This is a genomic window from Sphingomonas sp. 3-13AW (genome assembly GCF_049311085.1).
Classification (GTDB): Bacteria; Pseudomonadota; Alphaproteobacteria; order Sphingomonadales; family Sphingomonadaceae; genus Sphingomonas.
Genome location: NZ_JASNVZ010000004.1, coordinates 123940 through 135913, shown reverse-complemented (window position 1 = coordinate 135913; position 11974 = coordinate 123940). Strand labels below are relative to the sequence as shown.

Here is an 11974-nt window from a genome sequence, read left to right as displayed (position 1 = left end):
GGCAACCTGCCGCGATCAGCCGGCAATAGAGCCTGCCACAATGAGCGCCTCAGCCGCGGCTCCAGCGTAGTCGCAATTGTCGCGCGAGCTGAGCACTCCTCGGCCGACGACCGCTTCGAGCATCCCGGCCTAGTGTGAGGCAGCGCAAATCGCTCCACGAGCGGTCGGGGCGCGCTACCTTCGCCGGCCAACCATCACAACCAACCGTCGAGGACGCGGAACCGGTAGGCCGCCAGTGAGAGCGGCCTACCCTTTCTTCGCGACGGCAGGTCGCCGGCGGTGCGGCGATACCGTCACCGCACCGCGGCGCACTGACTGGCTGCGAATGGCTGATAGGGCGCCGGCTTGCACGGGGCCGGCTCGCCCCAGATCCAGGAAGACCCGACATATCCCAGGTACACGCGGCCGAAGACGTCGGGATCCGCGCCAACCACACTCACCTGATCAAGCGTTCCCGCTGGAAAATCGACGAGCCGCTGCCAGCTCGCAGCATTATCGATAGACCGCCAGATGCCGTACTCTCCAGAGACCTTCCCGGAGAAAAAGATCGTGGGATAGCGGGCGCCCTTGGCGGCCTTTCCGAAGGCGATATCATCGACCCGCGTGACGTTGGGTACGATCTGCCAGGTGCGGCCGCCATCGGTGCTGCGACGCAGGGCCGTGTCCCCGGTATGTTCGAACGCGGAGGTGAAGAACAGGTGGCCGGCATGGCCGGGGACCGACCGCAACTTGGCGGCCATGTCGCTCGAAGGCGCGATTTCACCCTCGAATACCTTGTTCCAGGATTTGCCGCCGTCTTCGCTAAGCCAAAGACCCTGAAGGGCGGCATTCTCTCCGCCGCCACTATGATAGTGGTAGAAGGTGGCCGGCAGGGTCTTGTCGGCGGTCATGGTCTTGCGCTGTAGCCACAGGTCTCGAAATGACCCCGGCGTCTCCCCCACGGCACCGGGCAGGCGCACGGCCGTCCAGCTGCGGCCGCCGTCGAGGGTGTAGAAGGGCAGCCGGTTGAACGCCGGGGCCCAGATGATGTTGTCCGCATCGCTCGCCGAAACCGCGATCGTGCCGAACGACATCTTCCAGGGATCGTCCTCCTTGGTGCCCGGCGGCGTCGGCAGCGTGCTGAACTTGCGCCACTTGCGCCCGCCATCAGTGCTGACGCCCGCCATCACGGCGTTTCCGTCTTCCCAGCAGCATCCTGTCCGGGCGTCGGACGCATTGGTGACGACGAAGCCGGGCTTGGCCGGAGTCCAGTCCATCTGCTGCACCGACATCAACGACCGCTCATTCGGCCCGAAGGTGGTCGAGAAGGCGTTGAGGTCGTCCTTCACATGCATGCCGAAGTCCCAGCCGGCGAAGATGGGGGAGTGCCCCGGCGGCTGAATCACGTCGTTGGCGACGAGCTCCTCGATACCGCGCGTCTGGCTGATCCAGTCGAGCGACACGATCCCGGGTGGGACATCGGCGTAGAAAACGCCGGTTCCCGCAGCCACCCACAGGCGGTTCGGCACCGCCGGGTCGAACATCAGGTCCGCGGTGGTGAAGAAGCTTCCGTTTGCCACGCGCAGCCATGGTGGGTCGCCGGCGCCCGGCTTCGAGCTGTGCGAGATGCTGCTCCAGCTCGCGCCACCATCGTTGCTCATATAGCCTTGGCCGCCGCGGTCGACGGCGATCACCTGATCGCTGCGGGGGTTCGCGACTACCGCCGCGTACTCGCGCGCGGTCAGGCCTAGTTCGGTCGTCAGATCGCGCCAGCGGCTACCGTCGTACGACCACATCGACTTGGTCAGATCGTCGACGCCGAAGAACGTGCCCTTTCGATCGAATGTCCCGCGCTGGAGCGTCATGGGCTGCGCACCGGCCGCGGGCAGAGGGGAGAAGGTCGCGCCGCGGTCGGTCGAAACGAACATTCCGTTGCCCGGTGACAGCGCGAAAAGGCGCAAAGGCTTGCCACGGACGGCAGGCTCGAACCACAGCATCGTCCCCGGCGCCTGTGCACCGGCATCGGGCTTGCGATCCTTGCTGACCGGAACGGATGCGACCCGCGCCCAGCTCGCGCCTGCGTCCGCCGAGCGCCACAGGCCGGCTGCCGGGGTTCCGAGCAGGACGACGTCCGGGTTGGTGGGATCCACTGCCATGAACGGCCCGTGCAGGCGGAACTCGCTGTTCGCGTCCCAGATCAACGGGAACGGATTCCCTGCGCTCGGCTGCGTCCAATGCTTGCCGGCATCGTCGGAGCGATAGACCCGTCCCTGAAGTGCCATGTAAATGCGCGTCGCGCGCGACGGCGCCACGACGATCTCGTACACGCCGGCCGCCGCCCCGTTCTGGGTGCGCACGGTGTCCGGCATCGAGGCTGCGGTGACCAACTGGCTCCAGCGGTTGGCGTCCGCGTTCCAGATATAGGCCCCGTAGACATCGGTGCGCGCAACGAAGGTCTTGCCGGCGGCGTCCGTCGACAGGCCGGAGATCATGCCTCCGCCACCGATCGCGACATGTTTCCACTGATAGGCTTCGCCCGCGACCGGCGCGCCTGCCTGAGACAGTGCTGGCGGAGGACTATGTGCCTCCGCATCCGCGGTGAACCAAAAGGCCGCCGCAGCGGCGAGCGCAAGCACGATCACGGCAGCCGCGATCCACGGCCACCGGCGCGGGCGAGGTTTGACAAAATCCTGATATCGGACGGCCCGGCGTGCATGTGGCTCCATCGAACTCCCTGCGGTTCCCTGATTGCGCTTTCGATCAGTCACGTGTTCTGGTCGCGAGATAGTAGATCGCCAACGGGCTGGTCACCAGGTAGCGCCAACCCAGCCGGACCGGTTCGCGCGCTGCGCGGTACAGCCACTCGAGGCCCGCTGTCTGCATCCACCTGGGTGCTCTTGAGACGCCGCCCCCGTAATGGTCGAATAGTCCGCCGCACGTCCTGATCCAGGCGACCCCACCCAGAAGGTGCCGGTGGTCGACTGCGAAGCGTTCCTGGACCGGGCTGCCCATGCCGACCCAAAGCACGTCCGCGCCCGAAGCGCGAATCCGTGCGCAGATTTCCTCAGCCGCCTCGGGCGGAAAGAAGCCGTGTCGTACACCCACCACCTTCAATCCCGGAAAGCGGCTGCGCAGATGTTCCGCTGCGCGTGCCGCGACGCCGGGGCGCGAGCCGAGAAAGAAGAAGCGGATGTCGGTGCGCGCAGCAAGGCTCGCGGCATCGAGCAGGAAATCGGTGGTGGCGATCCGCTCTTCGAGCGGTTCGCGACAGTATAGCCGGCTTGCGAACACGATCGGCATGCCGTCGGCGTCGATCAGATCGGCACCGTCCATCAACTGTCGATATGCTGGGTCGCGATTATAGGCTGCGATCACGCTGCCGTTCGCCGAGGTGACGATGCGTGGAAGTGCACGCTTGCCGCTGCGCGCGCGCTCGACATCCGAGACCATCAGCGCGGCCAATTCCTCGCGACGAAGTCGGGCGATCTTCATCCCGCCGATTGTCGCGGTGCGCACAGGATCGAGATCATCCTGGTTCGGCAGCAATTCAGGTCTCAACGCCTCGGCCTCCACCAAGTCCATCGCGTACCTTGCGGGCAGACACCAGCGTAGCGCAAAGAAAGCACATCATGGGGTACAAGAGATAGGTGTAGCGCGACACAGGCTGGAATGGCAGCATCAGTAATGTCGTGGCCAGCACCATGATCGCAGGATAGATCGCACCGTCGCTTCCTGAGCGCCGGATCAATACCGCCAGGCCAAGCAGGCCCCCCAAGCCGATCGCCTGGAGCATGAACGCGCGGATGCCACCGGTAATGCTATGGTTCGGATCGATGATCCAGCGATCGGGGATCAGCATCTGGCGGCCATGCCGCAACCACAGGCGCGCCGCGGCAACCGGATTCTCCGCTATCCACGCTCTGCTTTCGGCGCCGCGCGCATCGGCATACGCCACCTCTCCAAACTGGATGACCTGGCGGCGCGCTTCTGGATTTGCGGTTGGATGGATGGTGCGCAGACGCTCCGCCATTGCGGCTGACTGGTCTGCCGCCTCCGCCATCTCCCGATTGTTCGCGATCGCAAGTTCAAGCCCCGCATTGCTGCGCAACGGCACAAATTCGCCCAGCACCAGACCATTGCGGACCGTCCATGGTACGATCGGTACAGACAGCATCCCGACAGCGACCGCTGCGGCGGTGATGTTCGCGCGCATCGGCAGTCTTGATATGCCGAGGAGTGCCAAGCAAACGAACGCGCTCACCCCGAGCGGGGGGTTAACGAAGAAGAGCGTGCAGGCGCAAAGGATCGGCGCGACCGGATATGTTGTCGCCCCCAGCGGAACACTGCGATACGCCGCAAGCACGCGCTCCAGAAACAGCGCCGCCAGGAACGTGGCCAATCCGCCTTCCCAGACACGGAAGTCGACGGTCTCGGCCGTGAAATAGGCCGGAGCGAGCATCCCGACTGCCAAGCCAGTGAGCCGTGCGGGGCGGGGGACACGGAGGTGATCGAAGGCGCAATACAGCAGGATGTAGGTGCCCACGGAAAGGGCGATCGACCAGCCCGCCAGGATGACCTCGGCAGCGGGCGACCGGGGCGCAAGAAAGCGGTACACCAAACCTGCTAGCGCCGGGCCGAGGGGCAGCAGGTGCGCGGTTGCGCCATGCCCTGCTCCGTAAGCGCCCGCCAGCCCGCGCCCCTCGCCCAGGGCGATGGCGACGTTCATCGCCTCTCCCATCGCACCGTTCGCGGGCCGCAGCATCGCCGATGCAGCCCGTTCGACAATGCCGCCCAGCGACAAGAAAATCTCAGGCGCGTAGCCCCGAAGCGCGCGCGCCATCAACGACGCGCAAGCACTTGCCGGCGACGCAATATCCTGGTCAGCCGCGTCCGTAGGCGGTGATGCGCACCCGCACTGGCGTTCGATTCCCGATAGGTGATTGCGATCGCAACGATCAGGAACACCTCGACCAGCGCGGCACCGTTGAGCAGGCTCGATTCCGTCAAGTTGTGCCCCAGGCAAAAGGCGATGAGCGTCAGCAGCAGCGACCGCCGCGGCTTGGGGATCGAGAGGCTGAGCAGCAACCGCAGCAACGGCCAGATTGCCAGCGCAATCAGCCCCAGAACCAATCCCGGGATGCCCATGGTCACAAGCAGGTCCAGGTAGCCGTTATGGCCGTGGGGCGCATAGACCGCGACCCAGCCCGTCGTCAGTGTCCAGATCGGGCTCTTGTCGCCAATCAGCCAGAACGAGCCAAAGCCCGCACCGGTCCAGGGGTGCTCGCGGGCGTACTCGATCAGCAGCGGCCAGATCGAGCCTCGCCCCGTCAGGGTGCCGGGATCATTGACGATTTCGGCAAGCGCGGCGCTGTTCATCGAGAGGATTTGCGCTGCGATGGCAGCGACAATCAGCAGGAACACGCCCAGCGCAGTCCGGTGGTTCGCGCTGTACGGCCGGATCGCGAACCCCAACAGCATCGCAGGGATCAGCAGGACCTGGGAGGTGCGAGAGTTGCTGAAAAACAGGAAATTCGCGGCCGCCACGATCACCAGCGCGGAGGCGATCTTGGGAAACTGCTTGTTGTCGAACAGGAACAGCAGGATCGTCAGGGCGCAAGCCGCCCCGGCGACGTTCTTGTGCGGGATGATTCCGCGCCAGTCGCCGACAACCGACGACTGCTCCCCGAAGACCTCCCCATGCACACCGAACGGCGTGTAGAAAACGACCAGATAGTTGATCACCAGCAGCAGGATCATTGCCCACCGAAGCAGCCGCAACGTGCGTGCGGGGCCAAGATCGCCGACATGTCGGAAGACGAGCCAGATCACGATCGCCGTCTGCGCGACCCGACGCAGCGAGATCAACGGAGCGATGGCCCAGGTTACGCTGAGGAAACAAAGGGCAAGTAGCAGAGTGAGCGCCGCCGGCACGCATAAAAGCTCGCTCTTGCTCGGTATCCCGGCTCCGACCAGCAGGATCAGCAGGACGCCGACATATAGTATCTGGTTGACCGCGTCGCCTTCGCCGATCGGAATCTGGAACGCCCATTCCTGCAGCGGCGCGGTTCCCACCAGAACGAGCCAAAGAAAAATAGCAAAGGTGAAGTTGGCGACGACGTATCGACGGCGCGCGCGCTTCCCCATCGGCTGCGCGCCAGAAAAGGGGCGGCCATGCGCCTGGCCGATTACGGTCGCCATGTGGTTTTCCTATCCCGCACGTAGCACCGGGGCTAGTAGCGCTTCGTACGCATCCAGCATTCGGGCGTTCGAGGCTTCGCCACCAAGATGTGTCGCCAGCGCTGCCCAATGTGCCCGTGTCGCCGGCTGCCGCATCTCCATGATCGCAGCCGCCAGTGCCCGTGGATCATCTAGCGGCACGATGATGCCGCATTGCGTGCCGTCTTCAGCGGTGACCCCCTCAACTTGCACAGCCACGTCCGACACGATGAGCGGAAGGCCGAGCCGTGCCGCCTCGATCAGGGCGAGGCTGTGCCCTTCATAGCGGCTGACCTGCACGAACACGTCGGCGGATGCCGCCTTCGCCAGCGCCACGTTCCTTGGAAGCAGCCCACAAAGGGTTACGCGGTCGCCAAGACCCAGTTCGGCAATCAACGCGCTGAGGGCCGCGTGTTCTTCGCCGCCGCCGATGATTTCGAGCACCGCGTCGGGCACATGCGCCATCGCGCGGATCAGAACGGGATAGTTCTTCTGATAGGCAAGGCGACCGATCGCCACCAGACGCAGGGGCCCGTCGGCGCCGTGCCGCCTGGGCAGAGTATCGAGTAAGCGCTCGATCCGTTCGGACAAGGCGTTGTGGATCGTTCGCGTTTTGGCGCGATACGCGTCGGGCTTGCCGGACAGGGTCGCCGTCACTGCGTGGGACACGCTGACGATCCCCGCCACGCAGGGAAGGCACCCGGTCCAGCCGTCGATCCGATCGAGCAAGCGATTGTGGGTGGAAATCGGCGAGTGGTGCGACACGAATACGCGGGTCGGTACCCGTGCGACCGTCACCGCGATAGGCAACAGCACGTTGGCGGCCGGCATCGACGACACCACCACCGCCGGTCGATGGCGACGCAGATAGCCGACGAGGGCCGCAACCATGCGGAGCGCCGCGATCGGCGAGCGCGGGCGCCGGGAGACGACCGGATGCCATTCCTCCTCGTCGGCAGCTTTCGCATCGGGGTCCGGCGGCGGATACAGCACGAGGCCGGCAGTCCGATGGCCGCGTTCGCGCAGTCCCTCGGCGATGTCGGCCCAAAGCTCCAGGATGCCACCTGCCGTCGAATGGGTGATCGCGAAATGGATCGTGTTGTCGTGGTCGCTCATGCGACTGCGTGCCTCGCAAACCAGGCGCGATCTTCGCGAGAATCGCGCATCCATCGGTCGATCATCTCGCCCCATTTCACGGGGTTCTGCATGCGGTGCCACGCGGCTGCGGAGCCCTTCGAGACGCGCGCGTACAGTGCCGGGTCGGACACCAGGCGTTGAACCGCCTCTGCCAGCGCGCGCGGCTTTCCTGCCGGAAAGATCAGGGCGCTCTCGCCATCTTCCAGGTGGCCTGCGAACATGGGGTGGTCCGAGGCGATGACGGGCGTGCGGGAGGCGAGGCCTTCGAACAAGGTCAGCGGCAGGCCTTCAGGGAAGCTGTGCCTGCTTGGCACCACCACCGCGTCCGCTGCCTGCATCATGCCGAGAATCAATCCGTTGGGAACCAGGCCGAGGAAACGAACGCGGTCGGCTATACCGAGCCGAGCGGCAAGGGCGGCGAATCTGCGGGTCGCGCCCACTCCGACGACATCGAGCCGAACATCCAGGCCGTCTTTCAACAATGCGCTCGCGCGGATGAGGTCGCCGATGCCCTTCTTGGCGCTGACGGAGCCGACATAGAGGAGCTTGAGGGGCGACTGCCCGGCCTGCGCCTTGGTCGGTTGCGCTTCCGGCGTGCGGTGATGGGGGAAGTCCCAGGCCAGAACCTTTTCCGGTCGCACGCCGATGCCAACAAGCGCACGGGCGGCGTTCGCGCCATGATTGGCCACCAGCGTGATTCGTGGATCGTTGAGCAGCCGCGGGAGGGTGCGAAAACGGACCCAGCGATAATAGGGATTGGCGAAGGAGTCGGCCATGATCACGCCGAGCCTCACCGAGTTGGCCAAGCCCCATCGTATCAACGGCAACATCGGACCAAAGACGATGAGGTGAGTCGGGGCGAAGCGCTGGATCTGAGCGATGACGGATGCCGGGTCCCGATCGGGGTTGGCATTGGCGCCGATCACGGTCACCCCGTTTTCAAGCTTCTCGAAATAGGCGGGTGCAAGCGAACAGAGGAAGCCGACCTCGGCATATTGCGCCTTCAACGCCTCGAGCTGGTCGAGGATGTAGCCGTGCCCGTAATAGACTTCTTCACCGGACTCGCGCCGCAGCCGGTCGGCCTCGCGGAAATCGCCCGCGTAATGAACGATCAGCAATCGAGTCACGCGCCACCCCCCAGTGGACTGCCCAGATCAAGCTGCCAGCGCATCGCGAGGACGAGGACAACCACGGCGGCGGCGGTGCCGATCGCCCTGACATCCTGCAGCCAGAAGTTCATGCGCACGCGCTGCAGCCCGACAGCAATGTAGCAATATTGCAGCAGTTCGGTCGCAGCAACTGCCACGACCGCGCCGGGGAAGCCAGCAAGAGCATAGCCTGCGGGCATGAGGATCCCGAGCGTAATCAGTCGCAGCACATTGGCGATACTGCCGTAAACGGGGCGCCCGGCGCTCAACAGCAGCGCTTCGTTGAGGTTGGAGAGCACCGCGAACACCGCGCCACCCAAGAGTATCGAAAGCATCCAGCTCGCCTGCTGGTAGCGTTCATCGTAGATCAGCGCGATCAACAGGTCCGCAATGGAAGCCGCCATTCCGAGCCCGGCGCATACCACGAGCGTGAAGACCGCACGCGATCGCGCGATCGCGACCATCTGGCCGGCGCGATCGTCGGTGGCGACGCTCGCCAGTGCAGGGAAAATGATCTGGTAGCTCATCCGGCGCGCGAGCGTGGTCGGCAGTTCGGCAATCGCGCGCGCAATGCCATAGATCCCGACCAGCGCGAGCGGCGCAACCTTGCCCAGATACAACCGGTCGAGATTGGTCGCGGCGTACATGACGAGCGAGGTGACCGCGATCCACTTGCCGAAATGCAGGATGCGGCGGACCACGTCCGTATCGAAGCGCAACCGCTGGCCGGGCTCGGGGAGCAGGTAACTGAGCGCCGAGCGGATCGCGACCGCCAGGACGAGCCCGATCACCGGCGCCCAGACGGAGCGGAGCCACGCCGCCAGCGCCACCTGGACCGCAAAAGCCAGAATCTCGCAGGTCAGCTCGAACAGGTTGCGCCGGCGGACTTCCATCCGCTTCACCAGCGCGAAGATCGCGGTCGAATGCGCACCGCCGATCACCGGGGACAGGGCGGCGACCAAGAAGATGCGGACGTCGATGTCGTAGGCCTGCGCGAGACTGGGAGCGGCGACCACGAAGGCGAGGGTCAGCAATGCGCCACGGATGAATTGCAGCGTCCAGGCAGTGTCGCGGAAATCTCGGTCGAGGCCATCGGGGTGGTGAATGATGTTCTGTTCGATGCCGACGTCGGTCAGCAGTTCGACCCCCAGCCGAATCGCGTTCACGACCACCATCACGCCCAGGATCTGAGGCGCGAGGAGGTAGGCCAGGACGATGTTGAGGCCGAACTTCAGTCCCGCCGAAAGGACGAACGTCCCTGCGGTCCAGACGAATTTTGCGAGGTAACCGCCGGTCACGCCTTGGAAACGTCCCTTGCGGGAACGACGGCGCTGGTGGGACGCCGCGGCCGGCATAGCCCCTGGAGCATGCCGATCGCGATCACGTTCCATGTCGCCAGGGAATAGAGGCCGACACGGAGGCTTCGGCGCCGGATCGTGAGGAAAACCAGAGGAAGCAGAAGGAACAGCAGGGCTGCGATCGGCGCTCCGGCGAGCATCGCCAAGAGCAGCGCCAGCCACCAGCCATACACGACCACGCTATAGCGAAGCTGCGAGAAGTTGCGGGCGATCTGCCCCCAGTGCGGCTGACCCCAGGCGGCGCGCACCACCTCGCCCGGCCCGCCGGCATAGCCGCTGCGAAGCCGGCGCCACATCAGCCGATAGCCACCTACGGTGTGGCCGTGATGCTCCACTGCGGGAACGTCGATCCTCGCGAGTTTCCAGCCGGCGGCGCGCAGCCTGGCGCCGAGCTCAAACTCCTCGAACGCGTGAAGATTGCGATCTGCGAAATGGCCGACGGCGCGGACCGCGGCGACGCGGTACAGCCCGCCGCAGTCGAGCCGATCGACGTCACCTGCCAGCGAACTTCCCTTCACACGGTCGTTATGCGCCCGCAGTTCGAACTCGATGCTATCGGTGTTGGCCTCCCGCACCCGGCCGCCGACCGCGGCATGGTGCGGATTGGCCTCAAGAAAGGCAATTCCCGCTTTGAGGAAGCCTGGGTCGAGGACCATGTCGCCGTCCAGGAGGTAGAAATAATCCGCGTCCGACACCGACTGGAACGCGAGCTGAGCGCCGGCGCCGCACGACCGCTGCGTCGGGTCCGCGAGTTGCAGGATCCGGACGCCGTGGCGGCGAGCGAGTTCGACCGTGCCGTCGCCCGATCCGCTGTCCGCGAGCACGATCAGCCCGCCGCCGACGCTGTCGAGCGCCGCACGCGCGCTGGCGATCGCCGCGTCGATATGCGCGGCTTCGTTCAGCGCCTTTATCCCGACCGCGACCTTCAATCCGCCCCACCCTTTTCCCGCCCGAGCGCGCGATAGCGCGCCAGATAGGCCGACGCCATGACTTCGGAGCTGAATCTCTCGGCAAGAACATCCCCGTAGCGGACCGCGGTTTTCTGCGCTTCTACCGGATCGTTGATCACGGCTGCCAGATGTGTGCCGAGTGCCGCGACGTTGTCGACCGCCGCCTTGAAGGGGTATTCAGGGGGAATAACCTCATCAAGGCCCGGTGCATCGGTTGTCACGACGGGGAGGCCGGCAAGTAGCACTTCGGCCGGAAGCAACCCGAAACCCTCGAAGCGTGAAGGCACGAGCACCACATCATGCTCAGCAAGCCGTTCGGGCAGCCGCTCGATCGGCTCTGTCATCCGCACGTTCCAGCCGGGCAGTTCTCCGGCCACCCCCTGCTTGACTGCATCATGCAGAATGCCCGAGCCGGCGATGACGACTTCCACGTCACGACGGGCGGTACTTGCGTGCGCGACGGAGAGAATGGCGGGCAGCAGGTCTGCGCCCTTCTGGTGGACAAGACGGCCCGCGAACAACACGCGCACCGGGGTGGGCGCCCCTCCGATCGGAACGCGTGGCGGCCGCGTGATGCCATTATACACCACGGTTGCGGGAGGGCGCCGGGTTGACGTCGCGATGGCGGCATCGGCGGCCGCGGCATAGTTCGAGACTGCAACTGCCTGCCCGTGCGCGAGACGCTGCGTCACCCAAGCGCCGAGACGATCCCAGGCGATCCACAACTCGCCGTTGTGAACCGTCCGCAGCAAAGGCGTGCGGCGTACCCGGCGCGACATCAGGCACGCGACCGCGAGGGTCATTTCGGGAATCTCGGTGTGGACATGGACCACATCGGGTCGCTGCTGCGCGATGGTGCGGGCCAGCGCACGAGCCGCCAGGATCACCCCGCCGGATTTGAAGAAGCCGCCGACGCCGAAGCGAAAAGGCACCCGCCGTCGTTCGAGCCGCTCGACCATGTCCCGGCCGACGGCCCCTTGGGAAGACTGGCGTAGGACGGCGAATAACGAGAAATCGACTTGCGTGTGCAGAGCATCGATCAGCGCGAGCGCAATCATCTCTGCCCCGCCCATGTCCAGGTGCGTGATAACGTGCAGTACACGGGGTCGGCGCTCGGCCTTGGAAGGGATGGGCGTAGTCACGGTGCTCCCCCTAGCAGGCTGCGACTGTTCGCTATAGACCGCGG

9 protein-coding genes are annotated in these 11974 nt (G+C 65.3%); all 9 read right to left on the bottom strand.

Features of this window, described 5'->3' with window-relative positions:
• Nucleotides 1-293: 293 nt before the first annotated feature.
• The 9 genes from QP045_RS07030 to QP045_RS06990 all read right to left on the bottom strand — a co-directional run bounded on the left by QP045_RS07030 (nt 294) and on the right by QP045_RS06990 (nt 11930).
• Nucleotides 294-2621, bottom strand: coding sequence for a hypothetical protein (locus QP045_RS07030; RefSeq protein WP_422514262.1), 2328 nt, complete (start codon nt 2619-2621; stop codon nt 294-296).
• Nucleotides 2622-2739: 118 nt separating this feature from the next.
• Nucleotides 2740-3561, bottom strand: a complete 822-nt coding sequence (locus QP045_RS07025; RefSeq protein WP_422514261.1) for a WecB/TagA/CpsF family glycosyltransferase — start codon at nt 3559-3561, stop codon at nt 2740-2742.
• Nucleotides 3527-4705 carry a hypothetical protein gene (locus QP045_RS07020; protein ID WP_422514260.1) on the bottom strand — a complete coding sequence of 393 codons (1179 nt, stop codon included), beginning with the start codon at nt 4703-4705 and terminating at the stop codon, nt 3527-3529. Before QP045_RS07020 ends, QP045_RS07025 begins: the two co-directional genes overlap by 35 nt.
• A gap of 113 nt (nt 4706-4818) precedes the next feature.
• Nucleotides 4819-6177, bottom strand: coding sequence for an O-antigen ligase family protein (locus tag QP045_RS07015; RefSeq protein ID WP_422514259.1), 1359 nt, complete (start codon nt 6175-6177; stop codon nt 4819-4821).
• A 9-nt stretch (nt 6178-6186) separates the two neighbouring features.
• Entirely contained in the window at nt 6187-7311 is a 1125-nt protein-coding gene (locus QP045_RS07010) for a glycosyltransferase (protein WP_422514258.1), read from the bottom strand.
• Entirely contained in the window at nt 7308-8459 is a 1152-nt protein-coding gene (locus tag QP045_RS07005) for a glycosyltransferase family 4 protein (RefSeq protein WP_422514257.1), read from the bottom strand. Before QP045_RS07005 ends, QP045_RS07010 begins: the two co-directional genes overlap by 4 nt.
• Nucleotides 8456-9778 (bottom strand): oligosaccharide flippase family protein, encoded by a 1323-nt coding sequence (locus QP045_RS07000; protein WP_422514256.1) that lies wholly within the window; start codon nt 9776-9778, stop codon nt 8456-8458. The genes QP045_RS07005 and QP045_RS07000 overlap by 4 nt, the downstream gene beginning before the upstream one ends.
• Nucleotides 9775-10767 (bottom strand): glycosyltransferase, encoded by a 993-nt coding sequence (locus QP045_RS06995; protein ID WP_422514255.1) that lies wholly within the window; start codon nt 10765-10767, stop codon nt 9775-9777. Before QP045_RS06995 ends, QP045_RS07000 begins: the two co-directional genes overlap by 4 nt.
• A complete protein-coding gene (locus QP045_RS06990) occupies nt 10764-11930 on the bottom strand; it encodes a glycosyltransferase family 4 protein (protein WP_422514254.1) in 1167 nt (388 codons plus the stop codon). The genes QP045_RS06995 and QP045_RS06990 overlap by 4 nt, the downstream gene beginning before the upstream one ends.
• Nucleotides 11931-11974 lie beyond the last annotated feature (44 nt).

What these genes read in the sequence shown, in the direction of transcription:
- QP045_RS07025 (WP_422514261.1), bottom strand. Translation starts at nt 3,561, where the DNA reads ATGGACTTGGTGGAGGCCGAGGCGTTGAGACCTGAATTGCTGCCGAAC.
- QP045_RS07020 (WP_422514260.1), bottom strand. Translation starts at nt 4,705, where the DNA reads ATGAACGTCGCCATCGCCCTGGGCGAGGGGCGCGGGCTGGCGGGCGCT.
- QP045_RS07015 (WP_422514259.1), bottom strand. Translation starts at nt 6,177, where the DNA reads ATGGCGACCGTAATCGGCCAGGCGCATGGCCGCCCCTTTTCTGGCGCG.
- QP045_RS07010 (WP_422514258.1), bottom strand. Translation starts at nt 7,311, where the DNA reads ATGAGCGACCACGACAACACGATCCATTTCGCGATCACCCATTCGACG.